At 56.5% G+C, this 18292-nt stretch carries 15 protein-coding genes; 4 read left to right on the top strand and 11 right to left on the bottom strand.

Features of this window, described 5'->3' with window-relative positions; all coding sequences use genetic code 11:
• Positions 1 to 12: 12 nt before the first annotated feature.
• Entirely contained in the window at positions 13 to 1077 is a 1065-nt protein-coding gene (pseB, locus tag HEQ61_RS07780) for a UDP-N-acetylglucosamine 4,6-dehydratase (inverting) (protein ID WP_168020409.1), read from the bottom strand.
• 313 nt (positions 1078 to 1390) lie between these two features.
• Between pseB and HEQ61_RS07775 the strand changes: the two genes are divergently transcribed.
• Positions 1391 to 2311: a flagellin gene (locus HEQ61_RS07775; protein ID WP_168020408.1), complete on the top strand. Its 921-nt coding sequence runs from the start codon at positions 1391 to 1393 to the stop codon at positions 2309 to 2311.
• A gap of 145 nt (positions 2312 to 2456) precedes the next feature.
• Complete coding sequence (locus HEQ61_RS07770; protein ID WP_168020407.1) at positions 2457 to 2777, top strand: DMT family transporter; 321 nt, start codon at positions 2457 to 2459, stop codon at positions 2775 to 2777.
• 18 nt (positions 2778 to 2795) lie between these two features.
• On the opposite strand, the gene HEQ61_RS07765 is transcribed toward HEQ61_RS07770, so the two are convergent.
• The 7 genes from HEQ61_RS07765 to HEQ61_RS07735 form a co-directional block, all read right to left on the bottom strand.
• Positions 2796 to 3023, bottom strand: a complete 228-nt coding sequence (locus HEQ61_RS07765) for a DUF2892 domain-containing protein (protein ID WP_168020406.1) — start codon at positions 3021 to 3023, stop codon at positions 2796 to 2798.
• A complete protein-coding gene (locus HEQ61_RS07760) occupies positions 3020 to 3658 on the bottom strand; it encodes a 3'-5' exonuclease (RefSeq protein ID WP_168020405.1) in 639 nt (212 codons plus the stop codon). Before HEQ61_RS07760 ends, HEQ61_RS07765 begins: the two co-directional genes overlap by 4 nt.
• A gap of 14 nt (positions 3659 to 3672) precedes the next feature.
• The gene (locus HEQ61_RS07755; protein ID WP_168020402.1) at positions 3673 to 5487 is read right to left on the bottom strand and encodes a DUF294 nucleotidyltransferase-like domain-containing protein; all 1815 of its coding nucleotides are present in this window, start codon (positions 5485 to 5487) and stop codon (positions 3673 to 3675) included.
• Between the two features lie 101 nt (positions 5488 to 5588).
• Positions 5589 to 7262 (bottom strand): cation acetate symporter, encoded by a 1674-nt coding sequence (locus HEQ61_RS07750; protein WP_168020400.1) that lies wholly within the window; start codon positions 7260 to 7262, stop codon positions 5589 to 5591.
• The gene (locus tag HEQ61_RS07745; RefSeq protein WP_168020398.1) at positions 7262 to 7570 is read right to left on the bottom strand and encodes a DUF485 domain-containing protein; all 309 of its coding nucleotides are present in this window, start codon (positions 7568 to 7570) and stop codon (positions 7262 to 7264) included. Before HEQ61_RS07745 ends, HEQ61_RS07750 begins: the two co-directional genes overlap by 1 nt.
• 435 nt (positions 7571 to 8005) lie before the next feature.
• Positions 8006 to 8926 (bottom strand): DMT family transporter, encoded by a 921-nt coding sequence (locus HEQ61_RS07740; protein WP_168020396.1) that lies wholly within the window; start codon positions 8924 to 8926, stop codon positions 8006 to 8008.
• A gap of 41 nt (positions 8927 to 8967) precedes the next feature.
• Positions 8968 to 9729, bottom strand: a complete 762-nt coding sequence (locus HEQ61_RS07735; RefSeq protein WP_168020394.1) for a DnaJ domain-containing protein — start codon at positions 9727 to 9729, stop codon at positions 8968 to 8970.
• Between the two features lie 118 nt (positions 9730 to 9847).
• Here HEQ61_RS07735 and HEQ61_RS07730 point away from each other — a divergent pair, with 118 nt between their 5' ends.
• Positions 9848 to 10393 (top strand): prolyl-tRNA synthetase associated domain-containing protein, encoded by a 546-nt coding sequence (locus tag HEQ61_RS07730; RefSeq protein WP_168020392.1) that lies wholly within the window; start codon positions 9848 to 9850, stop codon positions 10391 to 10393.
• Here the strand turns inward: HEQ61_RS07730 and queF are convergent.
• The 3 genes from queF to queA are packed head-to-tail and all read right to left on the bottom strand — an operon-like array spanning position 10390 to position 13057.
• Positions 10390 to 10854, bottom strand: a complete 465-nt coding sequence (gene queF / locus HEQ61_RS07725) for a preQ(1) synthase (protein WP_168020390.1) — start codon at positions 10852 to 10854, stop codon at positions 10390 to 10392. The two genes, HEQ61_RS07730 and queF, sit on opposite strands and share 4 nt — an antisense overlap.
• A complete protein-coding gene (gene tgt, locus HEQ61_RS07720) occupies positions 10851 to 11996 on the bottom strand; it encodes a tRNA guanosine(34) transglycosylase Tgt (RefSeq protein ID WP_168020388.1) in 1146 nt (381 codons plus the stop codon). The genes queF and tgt overlap by 4 nt, the downstream gene beginning before the upstream one ends.
• Positions 11996 to 13057, bottom strand: coding sequence for a tRNA preQ1(34) S-adenosylmethionine ribosyltransferase-isomerase QueA (gene queA / locus HEQ61_RS07715; protein ID WP_168020386.1), 1062 nt, complete (start codon positions 13055 to 13057; stop codon positions 11996 to 11998). The genes tgt and queA overlap by 1 nt, the downstream gene beginning before the upstream one ends.
• A gap of 375 nt (positions 13058 to 13432) precedes the next feature.
• On the opposite strand from queA, the gene HEQ61_RS11275 reads away from it, so the two are divergent.
• Complete coding sequence (locus tag HEQ61_RS11275) at positions 13433 to 18169, top strand: hypothetical protein (RefSeq protein WP_280730276.1); 4737 nt, start codon at positions 13433 to 13435, stop codon at positions 18167 to 18169.
• The last annotated feature ends 123 nt before the right edge of the window (positions 18170 to 18292 follow it).

Below are 18292 nucleotides of genomic sequence, written 5' to 3'. Positions count from 1 at the left end.
CGTAGTGCCCACCTACGATGAGGAAAGAAGATGGCGTTTGTCAGGAAATTTGCTGTGAACGGCAGACAGAAAAGCGTCTTGGTCAATCCACTCGTTATTTTTGTCTGATGTATACGAGAAGGACTCATCAACCGGTGTTGCCCCGGCAAATTCCCGGCGCGGTGTGTCTGAGTGCGTTGGTACCGGCAATAAAATGTAGCGGTCCGGCAGTTCGAGCGTAGACCGGGCATCGTCCAGGGGGATCATGGCTTCGTGCAGTTTCTCGCCCGGTCTTATGCCAACGGTGTGCAGTTTCAGGTGAGGGGCCATCCATTTTGCAATATCAACAACACGGGCACTGGGAATTTTTGGAATAAACACTTCGCTATCCTGCATCAGAGCCAGACTGGACAGGACGAAATCCACACCTTGTTCCAAGGAAATCCAGAACCGTGTCATCCGCTCGTCCGTTACGGGCAGGCTGTCGACGCCTTGTGCCATCAAGTCCAGGAAGAAAGGTACCACGCTGCCCCGTGATCCCAGAACGTTGCCATAACGGACAACGCAAAAGCGGGGAGAGCCGCCCGCAATGTGGCGTGCTGCGACAAAGATTTTGTCCGAGGCCAGTTTGCTGGCCCCATACAGGTTGACAGGATTGGCAGCCTTGTCAGTAGACAGTGCAACAACCTTTTTCACGCCAGCCCGGACGGCGGCGTATACAATGTTCTTGGCCCCTATGATGTTGGTATGGACGCACTCTATCGGATTGTATTCGGCTGCCGGAACCTGTTTCAGGGCAGCGGCATGAATGACGTAATCAATGTTCCGCATGGCAAATTCCAGGCGCATGCGATCGCGTACATCACCCAGAAAATAACGCATGCAGCGGTGCGTCTCCGGTCGGAAGACAGCCGCCATTTCACTTTGCTTCAGTTCATCGCGGGAGAAGACAACCAAGCGTTTGGGGCGGTAGCGGTCCAGAACCGTGCGCACAAACTGCTGACCAAAAGACCCGGTTCCACCGGTTACCAGAATGGAAGCGCCGTCCAGATCGGGTGACGGAGAGTCGAACCGACGAATGGGAACTGGGTCGTGCATAAGATTTCCCCCTGTTAATGACAATCGGGAAACAATGGTGATTGATAAAATTCCCCGTCGGTACTGTACACGGAATCTGATGCAGATGATGTTTGTTTTTATATTTCATAGCCCTTTCCGGCACTAGGCAATATCTGCCTATATGTTTGTGTTTTGAAGGGGTTAGCCACTAACCATTGGGTAACACTTCTCCTGTAAATGCAGTATTGCGTCATCGGGACAGCCTGCACGGACAGATCTTCCGGGCGCGCTTGTGCTGGAGATCCCCCAGAACGGGGTTGAAGGCATTTTCAAGAATAGAGGATGCAAACCCATGGCTGATATCTCCCTTACTGCCTCCAGCCGGGCGAACCTGTTGTCACTGCAGTATACGCAGTCTTTGGTCAATCGTACCCAAGGGCGTCTGTCAACAGGCAAGGCCGTGTCTTCGGTTATCGATGATGCCCTGAAATACTTTCAGGCCAAATCACTCAGTGACCGCTCCCGCGATCTCTCTGCGCGCAAGGACTCGATTGACCAAGGGATCAATGCCCTGAAGGTGGTGGTCGAGACAACCGAGCGTCTGGAGCAGCTGGCCAACCAGATGCGCGGTATTGTCAACAGCTCGCGTACGGCGACCAAGGAACAGCGGCAGGAATTCACGTCGCAGCTTGGTTCGTTGGCTTGGCAGATCCAGAAGCTGGTGGATGACACATCCTACCAAGGTCAAAACCTGCTGAATTCTTCAGCGGCCAAGCTGACAGTCTATTTCTCTGAAAAAGCGGACTCGAAGCTGGAGATCAACGGCCTGAACTTCAACGCCTCACGCTTGTTCCGTACGACGCTCAATGGCATATTGAGTATGAATGTTTCAAAAGCTGGTTTGGGGATTACTGTTCTCAAGCGCCTCGGATTTACGGCGGCTCTTTCATCCTATAATCTTTCGGTTGCACCGAATCTGGCCAGCTATAACAACTTTGCCGACAAGGTTACCAACCGGTTGGAGCGCACAATCGACAACGTGCGTGCCAAGGCGGCATCCTTCGGTGGTGCGGTTGCTATTCTCCAGGTGCGACTGGACTTTACCAAGAACTATACAAACATCCTGTCTGAAGGGTCTGACAAGCTTGTTCTTGCCGACCTGAACGAGGAAGGTGCAAACCTTCTGGCCCTGCAGACCCGGCAGCAGCTGGGTATTCAGGCGCTGTCGTTCGCCGGTCAGTCTGAACAGTCGGTGCTGCAGCTCTTCAGGTAGTGTGCTGTTTCCTTGTTGCGTACGGGCGGTGCCGGATGAACAACCCGGCACCGTTTTTCTTTGCCACAGTTTGCAAACGTTTCTTATGGTGATACCCGTTTCCGGGCACAGGCGGTGTTGGCCTGTTTATCTGTGGGGTATCGGAATGTCTGTTTACTGGGGGGTCTTGTTTCTGGCGGTTGTTACCGAGGTAATGTGGGCACTCAGCCTCAAGGCCATCCAACAGGAGCCCGGGGTTATGACACTTGGAAGCTGCTTATTTCTGACGGTTCTGAATATCGGGCTTTTGTCCTTTGTCACGAGGGGAATTCCGATCGGGACGGCATATGCGGTCTGGACTGGATTAGGGGCTGTCGGGGTTGTTGCTGCCGGAATCATCCTGCACCAAGACCCGCTTACGGTCCGGCGGGTTGTCTTTACCGCACTGATTGTCTGCGGAGTCATAGGCTTGAAACTGGAATCCTGACTCACGCAAATGTCATCGTTATGCGTTGGCTGGTGGATTCCCCTGGCTGGTGTCCTCAGTCTCAAGCGGGCAGGTCTGGAAACCGAACAGGACGTAAACCGGGCAGTAGCCGAATACGGCGGTCAGCAGCGGGATCACTCCTACATAGCCCCACACGTCAATGGCCCCGACAAGGGCTGAACCAATCAGTGCAACGCCTGCAATCAGGCGCAGGGCCCGGTCTATTGTTCCCATGTTGCGTTTCATGATCGTTCTCCGTGTTTCCGCACAGGTTTGCTACGAAGTTTCACATACATCAGGGCCGTCATAACGGCGTCATCCAAGGCATTGTGAGCCTGGAGGCGTGGCAGGTCCAGTGTTTGCATCATGGTATCGAAGCGCAGGTCAACATGCCCCCTCCACAGCGGATCGTGTCGTGCAATTTCTCTGTCGTAGTAGAGAGAGGACACCTCGATTCGACGATTTGGCAGGCGAATCCCCAGCCATGGTTTCAGCAGGCGGTTTACCAGTGCAACGTCAAATTCCAGATAATAGCCGACCAGCGGGCGTGTGCCGATGAAATGCAGGAAGCGCGCCATGGCCTCCTGTGGGGCAAAGCCACCGGCCACATCGGTTTCACGCAGATGGTGGATGCGGATGGCATCCCGGTTTATGGCCCGACCCGGGCGAATGAACAGTTCCAAGCTCCGGCTGGTCAGGATCCGGTTTCCGCGAATCCGGACCGCAGCCAGCGAGATAATATCATCCTTTTCCCGGTCCAGTCCGGTTGTTTCGCAATCAAAGCAGACGACTTCGTCCGGGTGTTCCGGCCCGAACAAAAAGCGCCACGACAGATCTTTCAGGCAGCGTCTGTTCCAAGCATGGCTGAGCAGCGAGAACACAGGATAAGCCTCTCCTAGAATGCATCCAGACGCAGGCGCGTCACCAGGTGATTGCGGAAACGACGGACAATCGCCAAGGAATCCCGCAGGGCATCGTACTGCAGCTTGCCAAGGGTCCCGGGATTAATCAGGGTGTCTGTGCCTGTGATATCCGTACCTTTATGGCCAATGCTGATTCCAAGGCGCAGCTCCATCATGAACTGCAGGGCCTCTACCAGTTCGTCGGCCAGGCCCCGGTCAAGCCTTCCAGTGTCCCGCAGGGAATCAATGCGGTCAAAGGTATTGGTTTCCATGATCCGTCCCTGCAGGGCGAGTGCCCTGACACCATGTATAACGGGAAAGATTCCGGCCTTCTTGATATCCAGGGGTTCGCTGCGACCGCCTCCTTGCAGCAGGGTGTGCCATAGGCCGCCCCCGGGGGTATCAAACCACAATACAGGTCGTGCAAAATGGCTGATGAACATGTCGCTGTCGCTGACACGGCTGAAAAGGTCTTCTTTCAGGCTGTGGAGCAATAACGGAGACCCGGCAACCGGCTGTGCATCCAGGAATGCGGCCAGGTTGATGAAGCTCTGTTCACTGGGTTGATCTATCCACTGGAACAGGCTGTCGCGGAAGGCAGAACAGGTTTTGCGCCATTGGGGATTGGAGACCATGATGTTGCCGGGGCAGGGTGGCCATCCAAACCGGATCATGGCTTCGGTAAAGCGCTGACACAGGGGTTCCAGCGTATCCGGATCAATACTGTCCTCGACAATCAGGGCATTGTCCTGGTCGGTCCGGGCCATTTGTTCGCCACGTCCTTCCGATCCCATTACAATCAGGCAGCTTTTTTCCCCAAGTTCCGGTTCAGCCAGAAACTGGAACAGGCGCCTTTGCAGCTTGCGCGAAAGATCCGAGACCATTTCGGCAATAAAGCGGACCTTGACCCCTGAGCCATGCAGTCCCCTTAACAGGGGATCAAATGACCGGGCGGCCTTGTCCAGGGTATCTACAGAGTCAGCCCGCTCGATCTGGATGGCAACCAGATGGGAATGACTGGACATGTAGCCAAGCAGATCGATCAATTCCAGGACACCGATAACATGGCCGTCATGAAGGACAGGCAGCCGACGCACACCGTGCCTGGTCATCGTGACCTGGGCATTGAACAGGAAATCATCGGCACGGACGGTGATTGTTCCGAAGCTGGCGCATTGTTCGACCGGTGTATCCAACGGCTTCTGTTCAATCAGAACCGCTTCGCGGATATCACTGCCGGACAGAATACCAATGCGACCATCCGCGTGTTTTACCAACAGGCTGGTGGCGTGGTTTTTCTTCATCATCAGTGCGGCATCGCGCAGCCCCGTTGCGCCATCGGCAAAAACAGGTGGATGCAGGTAGGCATCACCGACCTTGGCAACCATGAAGGCCGCCATGCCCCTGTTTGTCCGGGCTTCGGCACGAGCCAGAAGACGTTCGCTGACCGATGCGGTGAAGTACCGTTCAAAGGGCAGGTTGCTCCGGCACAGGTCCAGCAGCAGCTGGCGCGGAAGTGTATAGGCCAGCGTTTCTTCCCGTGCCTCGCATACAGGGGACGCGCGCCCCCGGATCAAGGTCATGGCACCTACGCAGTCCCCCGGTCCGTGGACGGTGACCAGGGTGTCACCGTCATATTCCGTGACAATGCCCTTCATGATGACAAACAGGTGGTCTTGCGCCGTGTCTGGCGATGTCAGGCGTTCACCGGGCTGGAAGTAGGCAATGTCGGCCGCGCGTGCCACCTTCTCCCGTCCCGGGACGTCCAGAAGGTCAAACGGTGGCATGGAGAAATCAAAGGCACTCATCGGGCCTGTATCCACAACATCAGGCGGGTTTACAGATGAAAAAGCCCCCGGCGTGCCTTGTGTGCATCCCGGGGGCTTTCGTTTTGCCGGGGTTCTTGTTCCTAGTGCTTGGATGCCCCCTCTGCGCCCAAGCCGGTCTGTGAACGGACATATTGGTCTTCAAAGGCCACCATTTCGGCGGCGGCCGTGGCGGAAGAGTCCATCTTCGACATAATCCACGCGACCAGGAACGCCAGAGGCATGGAAATGATGGCCGGGTTGCTGTACGGGAAAATGGCAGCAGGATGTCCCAGAACCGTTTTCCATACCGGCGGACCCAGCACAACAAGAACCGTGGCGCAGATCAGCCCGGAAAAGCCGCCATAAAAGGCCCCTTTTGTCGTCAGTCCTTTCCAGAACATCGACAGGAAGAGAACCGGGAAATTGGCGGATGCCGCAACCGAGAACGCCAAGCCAACCATGAAAGCGATATTTTGGCTTTCGAAGGCAATGCCCAGCAGGATTGCGACAACTCCCAGGCACAGGGTCGTGATCTTGGAGACCCTGATCTCGTCGGCTTCCTCGGCTTTCCCGTCGCGGAAGACCGAAGCATAGAGATCATGGGAAACAGCCGAGGCACCGGACAGGGTCAACCCGGCGACAACGGCCAGGATTGTGGCAAAGGCAACCGCAGAGATAAAGCCCAGGAAGACATCACCCCCCACTGCGGCGGCCAGATGAATGGCGGCCATGTTTGATCCGCCCTTGATCCCTTTTCCATCTGCGGCCATGAACTCCGGATGCCCAAGAACCAGAACAATGGCCCCGAACCCGATGATGAAGGTCAGGATGTAGAAGTACCCGATGAATCCGGTCGCATAGAAAACGGATTTGCGGGCCTCCTTGGCATCCGAGACGGTAAAAAAGCGCATGAGAATGTGGGGCAGCCCCGCTGTTCCGAACATCAGGGCAATGCCCAGCGATATGGCATCAATCGGGTCGGCCACCAGGCCACCGGGGGCCATCAGGGCTTTGCCCTTGGGGCTGTTGGCTACAGCACGCGCGAACATTTCCTCCGGCGAGAAGCCAACAGCGGAGAGTACCATGACGGCCATGAAGGTTGCGCCTGACAACAGCAAGACAGCCTTGATGATCTGGACCCACGTTGTGGCCAGCATGCCGCCGAACATGACGTAGGCTACCATCAGAACACCAACCACCGCGACGGCAAGGCCGTAGTCCAGACCAAAAAGCAGCTGGATCAGCTTGCCGGCTCCGACCATCTGGGCAATCAGGTACAGGATGACAACAACCAATGTTCCGGATGCGGCCATGGACCGAACCGGCGTTTGCTGGAGCCGGAAAGATGCGACATCGGCAAAGGTGTATTTACCCAGGTTGCGCAGGCGTTCAGCCACCAGGAACAGGATAATCGGCCATCCGACAAGGAAGCCGATCGAGTAGATCAGGCCATCGAAGCCTGATGTAAACACCAAGCCTGCAATCCCCAGGAACGAGGCTGCGGACATGTAGTCACCGGCAATGGCCAGCCCATTCTGGAAGCCAGTGATACCGCCTCCCGCAGCATAGAAATCCTTGGCCGATTTTGTGCGTTTGGCAGCCCAGTATGTAATACCGAGTGTTGCTGCAACAAAGGCAAGGAACATGGCAATGGCGGTCCAGTTGGTTGCCTGTTTCTGGACAGCGCCGTCAACGGAACCTGCCCCCAGGGCTGTGGATGCAGCCAGAACAAGGGGGCAGGAAAGAAGGAGGGAAAAGCCGGAACGATGCAACATCAGCGGGATTCCTCCACAATCTGGCGGGTCAGATCATCGTATTCGCTATTGGCTCGGGCAACATAGATCCCTGTCAGGACAAAGGCGGACACGATAACACCAATTCCTATGGGAATCCCGATTGTTGTAATGCCTTTATCTGAAATGGGGATTCCGAACAGGGATGGAGAGAAGGCGATAACAGCAATAAAGCCGAAGTATATGGCCAGCATGATCACCGAAAGAATCCATGCAAAACGGGTGCGCCGTGTGCAGAGATCGTGAAATTTTGGATTGGATCGAACTTTCTCGTACACTGTGCTGGACACGATATTCCTCCCGTTTTCTACTGCATCGTATTTCTTGATCCATCTTGGCTTGTAAAAGCTGGCTATGACATGCAGCGCCTATTACGGCTCTGTACACAGCGTGTTGTTTGACACCAATTACGCTTATAGCGTGTGAGACGTAATCAAGATATCGTGAATAAGGAAGAATTCCACAACAAAATATGCAAGAGACTCTGGCCTGGGTTGCATTTGTAGGCCGGAGTGTTTCCGGAAGAGATAAAGAGAACAGATACGGACGTTATGTATTGTCTGTCTTGGCGTGATTTCAATGTTTCATGATCACCGCGCTTTTTCTCTGATTGCCACGTTAACAGGTGCCCCAGAGCCTGTTGCGCTTGTGCAGTCACGACGTGATACCGTCCCGGATGACCCTGCCTGCTTTCGTGGCGGCAAGGGTCATCCGGGACGTGTCTTTTATGAGGATGGTTTTGTTTCCGGGGAGACAGACGGGAGAGGATCTGTCTGGGTTTCTTCCGTTTTCCGGTTTGCGTGCAAGGCTTGTCTCCACAAGATGGTCCCGACGCCCGTCAGGGTAAGAAGGGCACCACCAACCTTCCACGCTGTTACATCCTCGCCAAGCAGCAGAACGCCAACAGTCATGCCGACAACGGGATTGAGCAGGGAGAAGGGGACAACATGGCTGACCGGGTGTCGGCGCAACAGCCAGTACCACAGGCCGTATGCGATAATCGATGATGCGATCGCTGTATAAAGAAGGGCTATCCAGGTCTGGTATCCGGCAGATGCGATGGCTTGCATCTGCCCCTCCTCGGTCAACCAGGACCACAGGGCGGTTTGCGGGAAGGCAAACAAGCTCATCCAGCCGGACAAGGCGACGGGGTTGACGGTGCTGGTTTTCTTGGCCAACAAGTTGGATGCTGCCCACGCAAAAGCCGAGATGATCAGCAACAAGGCCGGTGCAAGTTCGGGTACGTCGGGTCCGCCAGCCAGAAGAGCCGCGCCGGAGAAAGCAACGGCCAACCCCCCTATACGCCAGGGACCAAGCTTTTCGCGGTACAAGATGACACCAAGAAGGGCAGAAAACGGAACACCCAACTGAATCAGGATGCCTGTTGTTCCGGCGCTGATATCAGCCATGCCGATAAACAGCAGGGCAAAGTGGAGTGTGCCCAGTGTAAAGGAAAGCAGGATGACATCACGCAACGCATTTAGCGGGATACGCAGAAAAGGAACGACCAGAAGGGCGACCAGGCCAAAGCGCAGTGTGACCAGGAGAATGGGGGGAAGGTCTGCAAGTCCGGTTTTGACGGCAACAAAGTTCAGGCCCCACAAAACCTGAACCAACAGGGCAAGAAAGATGTCAACAGGGCGCACGAAAAAAAAACTCCGCAAAACGGGAATGTGGGATCTGGAGGTTAACGGCGCAGGCCACGATGGCGGGCAATCTCATCCCATGCTGCGTTGATGGATGCCATGCGTACACCGGCTGCGGCTACATCAGCCGGGCTTGCACCCTGTGCCGTCAGGGCATCGGGATGATTTCTGCGCAGCAGGGCCCGGTAGGCCTTGCGCACCGTGTCATCGTCGTCACGGTCCTGGACACCAAGAGTGGAGTACGCTTCCTGCAGCCCCATTCCAACTCCGCCTGGCATCGTGCCAGGCCGACGTCCCAAGGCGGCGGCTATTGTGTCCAGCGCTTTATGAACCGCGACTGAAGGTTTTCCTTCACTGGCCGAAAAAGCGCCCAAAGCAGCAAGTAGGGCATCGGCCCTGTCGGGGTCATTGTCCAGAAGAACAGCCAGTCCCCGCAGCAGGGGGAGCGGAAGCTCGGGCATATCATAGCCCCGGGTGAACAGGGCAATCGCGGTTTCCCTGTCCTGGGGCGCCAGCGACAGGACCCGGAACAAGGCTGTTTGCCCCCGGTCGGGGTCCCAGCCAGACAATCTGGCCAGATGACCGGACAGGATCAGCAGGGCCGCTGACAGGGCGGTGTCGGTTGTCCCCGCTTGGAACTGGCGCAGGGATACTTCGGCAATGCGGAAGAAGCCCAGAGGATCAAAGGCACGGAAAACGCCTTGGCGATCCCAGAAAAAGTGGCCGAAAGACGCCCCCAGGAGAGCGCCAAGCGGTCCCCCCGTCATCAGTCCGGCCATTCCACCGAATACCTTGCCCCACATTGCTCCAGTCCATCGTATGCGCCCGGTCACCATGTCCCTTGACCGGCGTGCCGTCAAGACGGCACGATTTTTCTTTTGTGCAGGACAGGTAGCGTTCTTTGTCAGTGCTGGAGGTTTTATGACATCTTTTATATCCCGGGCGGAGCTGTTTACCTTTCTGGATCACCTTGGAATCAAGACCACAACCCGGGAGCATGCTCCGGTTTTTACCGTGGAGGATGGGGCTGAATGCTGGGCTGATATCCCCGGCGTGCATTGCAAGAACCTGTTTCTGCGGGATGCTGGCCGCCAGAACTGGCTTCTGGTTGCCCCGGTACAGCGCCGGATTGATCTGAAGGCCTTGCCTGATCGCATCGGGTCACGGCGGTTGTCCTTTGGTTCAGCCGATCGCCTGTGGGCAACCCTTGGGGTCCGCCCGGGATCAGTGACACCGTTTGCCCTTCTCAATGATCGTCAGGCGCAATCCGTGCGCGTGGTTCTGGATGCCTGGATGATGCAGCAACCGCTGCTGAACTTTCATCCCCTGGAAAATACGGCGACAACCACCATTGCGGCATCGGATTTGCGCCGTTTTCTGGAGGCCTGCGGACACGTGGTGTCGCTGGCTGTGCTGGATCCAGAGGCTGTTGACCCCGTCAGCGCAACGGCCTGCGATACGATCTAGCCCCGCCCGCGGTATGGAGGCACGCCCTGATCCGGAAGCCAGACCCCCTCCGGCACTGGACCGGTCTGATAAAAGACGTCAATCGGGATTCCTCCACGCGGGTACCAGTACCCCCCGATCCGCAGCCATACTGGCTTCAGGACTTCGGCAAGACGTTTCCCGATGTAGACGGTGCAGTCTTCATGAAAGGCCCCGTGATTGCGGAATGAGCCAAGAAAAAGCTTCAGGCTCTTGGATTCAACCAGCGTGGCACCGGGTACATAGTCGATGACCAGGTGGGCAAAGTCCGGCTGTCCCGTGACCGGGCACAGGCTGGTGAATTCCGGTGCAGCAAAGCGTGCGACATACAGCGTGCCCGGATGCGGGTTGGGCACGGTCTCAAGGGTGGCTGCTTCCGGAGAGGAGGGCAGGGCAGACGCGTGGCCAAGCTGGGTCAGGCCCGAGGGGTCGCTGTTGGTCATTCCGGTTTCTCCACCGTCAGGGGTTCGATATCACCAAGCGCTTGGCTTGCTTCAAACTGTGTTTTGTACTGCGACAGGGTTCCCTGCCCGATGGCCGAGCGAAGATCCTTCATGATATCCTGATAGTGCTGGATGTTATGCCATGTCAGCAGCATCGGCCCCAGCATTTCCCCGGCCCGGATCAGATGGTGCAGATAAGCGCGCGTGTATTGGCGACACGCCGGGCAGGAACAGTTTTCTTCCAGTGGTCGCGGGTCGTCCTGGTGACGGGCATTGCGAAGGTTAACGGTGCCACGGCGGGTGAAGGCTTGCGCCGTGCGTCCCGACCGGGTGGGCATGACGCAGTCAAACATGTCGATGCCACGGGCCACGGCACCAACCATGTCCGAAGGTTTCCCAACCCCCATCAGATAGCGGGGCTTGCCGACCGGCATGTCGGGTACCGTGCTGTCAAGGGTCTGGAACATCAGTTCCTGTCCTTCCCCGACGGCCAAGCCCCCGACGGCATAGCCCTCGAAATCAATGTCCCGCAGCCGGGCCATGCTTTCCGCCCGCAGGTCAGGGAAGACGCTGCCTTGTACAATGCCGAACTGGCCATAGCCTTCCCGCGGGACAAAGGCATTACGCGAGCGTACAGCCCACCGCATGGACAGCCGCATTGAATGGGCAGCTGTTTTCTTGTCCACGGGCCAAGGGGTGCATTCATCAAAGGCCATGGTTACCGTGGCATCCAGTTTGTACTGGATATCGGTGGAATATTCCGGGGTCAGGGTCCACGAGGATCCATCAATATGGCTGCGGAAGGTGACGCCGTCTTCGGTCATCCTGCGCAGCTTGGCCAGGCTCATGACCTGGAATCCGCCGGAATCCGTCAGGATCGGGCCGGGCCAGTTCATCATCCGGTGCAATCCCCCCAAGGTCTGCACCCGATCGGCCCCGGGCCGCAGCATCAGGTGATAGGTATTGCCCAGAATCATCTGTGCCCCCGTGGACGCAACGCTTTCAGGCAGCATGCCCTTGACCGTTCCGGCTGTGCCAACCGGCATGAAGGTGGGTGTATCCACGGGGCCGTGTGCGGTTTCAATGCGCCCCAGGCGGGCCGCGCCGTCTGTTTTCAGGACCGAGAAGGAGAAAGCCGTCATCAACAGGAATCCTTGCACCGCAACAGCGACCCGTCGCCGTAGGAATAAAACCGGTATCCGGCCTTTATAGCGTGAGCATAGGCCGCGTGCATCGTGTCCAGGCCGGCCATGGCGCAGACAAGCATGAACAGGGTGGAACGCGGCAGATGGAAGTTGGTAACCAGAAGATCGGCGATCCGGAATTGATAGCCGGGTGTGATAAAAATAGAGGTGGAACCGGACCACGCCGACAGGGAACCATCCGGTGCAGCCGCACTTTCCAGCAACCGCAGAGATGTTGTACCAACGCAGACGACCCGTCCGCCCTGTTTCCGTGCTTGTGTGATGGCCCGGGCAGCTTCGGCTGAGATGTCCCCGGTCTCGGCGTGCATGCGGTGATCACGGGTGTCTTCGGCCTTTACGGGCAGAAAGGTGCCGGCACCGACATGCAGGGTGACGTGTACCCGACGTATCCCCCGGCCATCAATGGCTTCCAGAAGTTCCGGCGTGAAGTGGAGACCGGCCGTGGGGGCGGCAACAGCGCCATCGCGGGAGGCATAAACCGTCTGGTAGTCCTGCCGGTCGCGGGCGTCATCTTTCCGCCCCATGTAGGGGGGGAGGGGAATATGGCCGTGATGCTCCAGGGCGGCCATCAGATCAGCCCCGCTGCGGTCAAAGCGCAGGACAATCTCGCCCCCTTCCTGCCTGTCTTCGACACGGGCCGTAAAGTCCCCGTCTGCTGACAGAACAACGGTTTGCCCGGGAGACAGCTTGCGGGCACCCTTTGCAAAGGCAGCCCAGGTATCTGGCCCCAGGCATTGATGAAGGGTGATGTCCACGCTGGCAGGTTGCCCCCCGGGCTGAATGGCAGGCCGCAATCCGGACAGGCGTGCCGGAATGACGCGGGTGTCATTGAACACCATCACATCGCCCGGTTCCAGAAGCCCGGGAAGGTCCAGCATGATCCGGTCGTGCAGGCCATCAGGCGCCACATCCAGGAGCCGGGCGCTGTGGCGCGGTGACACGGGGCGCGTGGCAATCTGTTCACGTGGCAGATCAAAGTCAAAGGCATCAACCCGCATCGGGCGCCGTATCCTGTTTCCGTTTGCAGGCAAGAAAAGAAGGGAGGGTATGCCTTGCCCTGTCTCTGTGGGCAAGAGGGAAATCTGTTTGATCTATGTTTGGGTCTGAGGAACATAATTAGGGATTGCGTCTTTCGGATATGAAAAACGCATGGGTGGAACATAAGTCTGGGCAGAGACTGTTGTTAATGTGAGTTCATCTGCTGTCGCGTCTTGGTGTATTGCGCTTTACATAGATATTCATAGTTAAAAAGTATCCATATAATACCGTGTATTATAATTAATGGGCTGATTTTCAATGTAGTTTTATTGTTGACGTTGTCGTTGATTATCAATGCAATTGACGGGGTATTTCCACAGCCTGCGGGGGGGCAGATGTCTGTCGAAAGAGAATTCCAGCCTATGGATTTTGGTCCTAGCCGTGCGGTTATTGGCTCACACGGTCATGACAAAATCATCGGGACAGACCAGCGTGATCGTCTGATCGGCGAAGAGGGTGACGACCACTTGTTCGGTCTTGATGGCGATGATCTCCTGATTGGTGCCGAAGGCGATGACTACCTCGATGGTGGTGACGGGGCTGACAGGCTGATGGGCAATGAGGGTGCCGATACGTTTGTTTTCCGCGAGCTGGCATCTGACAAGCGTGACACAATTGTCGATTTCAAGAGTGTTGAAGGCGATAAAATTAATGTGTCGGTAATCAGCGAGCATATGATCAGGGCCGGACTTCCATCCCTTCGCTTCAGTGGTCAGGAACCATCTCCCTACTCTGTCTGGTACCGTGGTGCTCCGGGGGAACAGGGTGTAACACTGGCTGTTGACGTGGATGGTGATGCGTCGCCAGATCGTGTTGTCTGGTTGAGAAGTACGTCTTCTCTCTCCAGTCAGGATCTGGTTCTGACCGGACCCGCGATAACGGTTGCCGATTCTTCGGTGCAGAAAGGGACGGATTATAATGACCGGCTGGTTGCCGGTTTCGGGCCTGATCACGTGGACGGTCGGGGTGGTGAGGATGCCATCGATTACCGGGACGCCCTGTTGCCCGTCAATGTGGCTCTTGCGGGATCCCAAAGCGCAGCCGTTCTTGTGGATGGTCGTGAGGAAGACACGATCGTCAATATCGAGCATGCTTTTGGTGGTTTTGGTGATGACTGGTTAGCCGGGGACGATGGCAGCAACATTCTGTCCGGTCGTGGCGGCTCTGATATCCTGGTTGGTGGTCAGGGTGCAGATACCTTGACCGGTGGTCTTGGTGCAGACCGTTTCCTCTACAGGGATTTTGTGGAAACCCACGGTGACCTGATTGTTGATTTCAATCGGTCCCAAGGGGATGTGGTCGATGTGTCATCGATTGATGCCAATGTTGACGTGCCCGGTCGGCAGGAATTTGTGTTCTCCGGTCAGTTGCCCCAGGCAAATTCCATCTGGTACAGGATCTTTATCGACGGTGACGATACGGTTCACGTTCAGGGTGATGTAGACGGTGACCCTGAAACCCCGGAGATTGATATCGCCATGGAAGGGGTGACCAGTGTCAACGCCCGTGATCTGGGTCTGTTGACAGTCATCCGCGGAAATGCTGTCGATTTTTCGGCTCATATCCAGCCGACAGAGGTCAACCTGGATCAACTGACTTTCCAGGGTGTCAGTTCGGTCGTTGGTGCCCTGAATGCCTGGAACAGGATACAGGGATCCGACAGTGTCACCGGGGCCTTTGTCGGGGGTGACAAGGGGGATAACATTGTTGGTGCCAGTGGCGATGATACCCTGCGCGGGGGGCGCGGCAATGACAGTCTGCACGGAGAAGGCGGCCGCGATATTCTGGATGGCGGTGATGGTGATGACTTCCTCAGGGGAGGATCCGGCGCTGATATCCTGACCGGTGGCCCGGGTATGGACCGGTTCCATTATCGGACCTCTGCCGAAGTGCAGGGCGATGTTATCAGTGACTTCAACCGTGATCAGGGTGACTGGGTTGATCTGTATCGCATTGATGCCAACACGCATGTGGATGGGTGGCAGCTTTTCACGTTCAGCGGCGAAGAGCCACGTCCCCATGCCTTGTGGTCCGGGCCTGATCCAGACGGGTCAGGTATGCGTCTTTATGGAGATACGGATGGCAATCCTGAGACGGTTGAGCTTGATCTCCAGTTTCTGGGCATCGAGGTTCTTGATGCATCGGATGTTCAATTGCCTGTCAGCAGGGATGGTACCCTGGATTTTTCCGACCTGATTCATTACGACCTGGTCAACCTGCATGAACATCATCCCTTCCTTCAGGTTATGGGGCCAAGGTCTGTTTCCGCAACACTCTTGGGTGGTAGTGGTGCCAATATCCTGATTGGCGGTATGGACGGTGACGCGGTCATCGGGGATGAGGGGCATGACACGCTGTATGGCATGGAAGGTGATGATCGTGTCAACGGCGGGGCCGGCGACGATTATCTTGATGGCGGGGAAGGTGACGACCTTGTTGCGGGCGGCCCCGGTGCGGACACGATGACCGGAGGGCACGGAGCCGATCGTTTCGTCTACAGCAGTGTCGAGGAAGCCCGGGGTGATGTGATCACCGATTTCAATATGCTGGAAGGGGACTGGATTGACCTGACCATAGTTGATGCGGGAAGTGCATCAGGCGAGCCTTCATGGCGTGGCTTTGTTTTCTCCGGTACCACACCGCAGGCTCATGCGCTCTGGTCTCGTTTTGACCGGGAACGGTTTGGTACGGAGCTGCTGGGTGATACAGATGGCAATCCTGAAACAGCGGAGATTTCCATCTACCTCAAGGGTGCCGAGTTCTTTGGCCCCGAGGCGCTCCAGCTTCCCTCCCTTGCGGGGGATACGGTCGATTTCTCGGCCACAACAAAGAATACCTATATCCATCTTGATTACTACAACGGCGTGAATCATGTGCGTGGCCCCCTTGAGGTCGCGACAGAAATTCATGGCAATGCCGACGCCAATACCCTGTCCGGTGGAGACAAGGGTGATACGCTGTCGGGGCGTGACGGTAATGATACCCTGATCGGTGGAGGTGGGGATGACCTGCTCTATGGCGGAGTGGGAGACGATATTTTGCGCGGTGGAGATGGCCGCGATATTCTTGATGGTGGTCCCGGTGCCGACACATTGAGCGGTGGTGCAGGGGCTGATCGTTTCGGCTACGCACTTGCCGATTATACCGTTGACGATGTGATCCTTGACTTCAATCGGGATGAAGGAGACTGGCTTGACCTGCATCAGGTTGATGCCAACGTTTACGAGCCAGGATGGCAGGTCATGTCCTTTGGCGGCACAAAAGCAGCGCGCCATTCACTGTGGTTCAAGCCGGGGGAAGACGGGAACAGTGTGATCTTGTGCGGGGATACAGACGGAAACATCCGTACCCATGAGGTCAGTCTGGAAATCAGGGGGATAACGTCACTTCTGGTATCGGACCTTGATATGCCTGTGCTGCGTGCCGAGACACCGGATCTTTCTGGAACATTGCAGGCGCTGCGCGGGGTTTTTGTCCCATCGCCTCATGATGGTTCCAAGGTAGATTTCCGTTTCGATGACAGTGCGTTGTCGGCGGAAACAATGCCGGAGCAGGTTCCCGGCAGCGATGAGAACGGCGCTCTGCAGGCCCCGCTTGTCATTTCGCCGGGCGATGGGGCTTACGATACCCCCCAGGCTTCCGTATCCGGTTATACGGCATCCCAGTTCTCCAAGTTCCTGTTGCGTGTTCTGGATGACGAGGGGCGTTTCTCGGGGTTACAGGGGCGCGATGCAGGTGGCAAGACCCCGGCGCCGGAGACCCTTGACTTCTCGATGACGTCAAATCACCGTCATATTGATATTAACACCTACAGGGGCTTCAACAACGTCGTTGGCCCGGCTGATTCCGGTGCGCAAATTCGTGGTGACAGCGGTCCCAACGTACTGACAGGGGGGGATGGTCCCGACCAGATATACGGAGAAGCCGGGGATGATATCTTGGTCGGTGGATCCGGTGATGATACCCTGCGCGGTGGTAGCGGCAATGACATCCTGACCGGAGAAGCAGGCAATGACACCCTCTACGGTGATGATGGCAATGACATCCTGACCGGCGGGACCGGGGCTGACATCATGCATGGCGGTCGTGGCCACGATACTCTGACCGGCGATGCCGGCAATGATACGCTGGAAGGTGATGATGGAAACGATACCCTTTCCGGCGGTGCCGGGGCCGATATCCTGCGTGGTGGTCTTGGTCGGGATACGTTGTCCGGTGGGTGGGGTGCGGATCGCTTCCATTACCGCTCTGTCGATGAAACCGTCGGCGATGTGATTGCAGACTTCAACCCGTCACAGGGGGACTGGATTGATTTGCACGGGATAGACTCGGGCGACAATCCGGATGTATGGCAGGGTCTTGTCTTCCATGGAGCCAACGTGCGTCCACATTCCCTGTGGTATCAGGTCGATGGCAATGGAAAAGGTGTACACCTTTACGGAGACACCGATGGCAATGTGGACACGCACGAAATCAATATTGCTGTGAAAGGCGTTGCCGTTCTTGAGGCCCGCTCTGTTCCCCTGCCGGTCTTTACCATGGATACTGTCGACTTCTCGTCAAGCCGGTCTTATACGGCCATTGATCTGGCCGATTATCGGGGTATATCCAATCTGGTTGGTTCCCGTATTGTCGGGATGGAGCTGCATGGAACCGGTGCGGACAATGCCCTGACCGGGGGCGATGGTGACGACCACTTGCATGGTGGTGGTGGTAACGATGTGCTGGCCGGTGGGGATGGCAAGGATGTGCTGACCGGCGGTAGTGGTGCGGATGCTTTTGTATATTGGTCTGCTGCTGCAACGGTTGGTGATGTTATTACAGATTTCAGTCAGGATGACGGCGATACCCTGGATTTCAGCCTGATTGATGCCAATACGTCCGCAGCCGGCGTTCAGGATCTTGTATTTTCTGATACGGTGCCGCGTGCACATGCTGTGTGGTATGTGCCCAATGCTGCGGGCAGTGACCTTGTTTTGTGTGGTGATACGGATGGTCATGTTGAAACCACGGAGATAGCCTTCCTTCTCAAGGGTGTCTCGTCACTTGCCGCATCAGATTTCCTGTTCTGAGATATTCTGATCTGCAGGGTTCCGTGGTACGGCATGCCGTACCACGGAACCTTTATTTTTTGCAAGAGACAGGACGGGCGCTGTGGCCTGTTATGAGTGCAGCATTAGTTGATATATGGGCAC

The organism is Haematospirillum sp. H4485 (genome assembly GCF_012102745.1).
Taxonomy (GTDB): domain Bacteria; phylum Pseudomonadota; class Alphaproteobacteria; order Rhodospirillales; family Rhodospirillaceae; genus Haematospirillum.
Note: the sequence above shows the minus strand (reverse complement) of the source record. Positions and strands in the feature narration are given on the sequence as shown.

Excerpts from the sequence above, each read along its gene's own strand:
- pseB (WP_168020409.1), bottom strand. The coding sequence starts at position 1,077 with ATGCACGACCCAGTTCCCATTCGTCGGTTCGACTCTCCGTCACCCGAT.
- HEQ61_RS07775 (WP_168020408.1), top strand. The coding sequence starts at position 1,391 with ATGGCTGATATCTCCCTTACTGCCTCCAGCCGGGCGAACCTGTTGTCA.
- HEQ61_RS07770 (WP_168020407.1), top strand. The coding sequence starts at position 2,457 with ATGTCTGTTTACTGGGGGGTCTTGTTTCTGGCGGTTGTTACCGAGGTA.
- HEQ61_RS07765 (WP_168020406.1), bottom strand. The coding sequence starts at position 3,023 with ATGAAACGCAACATGGGAACAATAGACCGGGCCCTGCGCCTGATTGCA.
- HEQ61_RS07755 (WP_168020402.1), bottom strand. The coding sequence starts at position 5,487 with ATGAGTGCCTTTGATTTCTCCATGCCACCGTTTGACCTTCTGGACGTC.
- HEQ61_RS07750 (WP_168020400.1), bottom strand. The coding sequence starts at position 7,262 with ATGTTGCATCGTTCCGGCTTTTCCCTCCTTCTTTCCTGCCCCCTTGTT.
- HEQ61_RS07735 (WP_168020394.1), bottom strand. The coding sequence starts at position 9,729 with ATGTGGGGCAAGGTATTCGGTGGAATGGCCGGACTGATGACGGGGGGA.
- HEQ61_RS07730 (WP_168020392.1), top strand. The coding sequence starts at position 9,848 with ATGACATCTTTTATATCCCGGGCGGAGCTGTTTACCTTTCTGGATCAC.
- queF (WP_168020390.1), bottom strand. The coding sequence starts at position 10,854 with ATGACCAACAGCGACCCCTCGGGCCTGACCCAGCTTGGCCACGCGTCT.
- tgt (WP_168020388.1), bottom strand. The coding sequence starts at position 11,996 with ATGACGGCTTTCTCCTTCTCGGTCCTGAAAACAGACGGCGCGGCCCGC.
- queA (WP_168020386.1), bottom strand. The coding sequence starts at position 13,057 with ATGCGGGTTGATGCCTTTGACTTTGATCTGCCACGTGAACAGATTGCC.
- HEQ61_RS11275 (WP_280730276.1), top strand. The coding sequence starts at position 13,433 with ATGTCTGTCGAAAGAGAATTCCAGCCTATGGATTTTGGTCCTAGCCGT.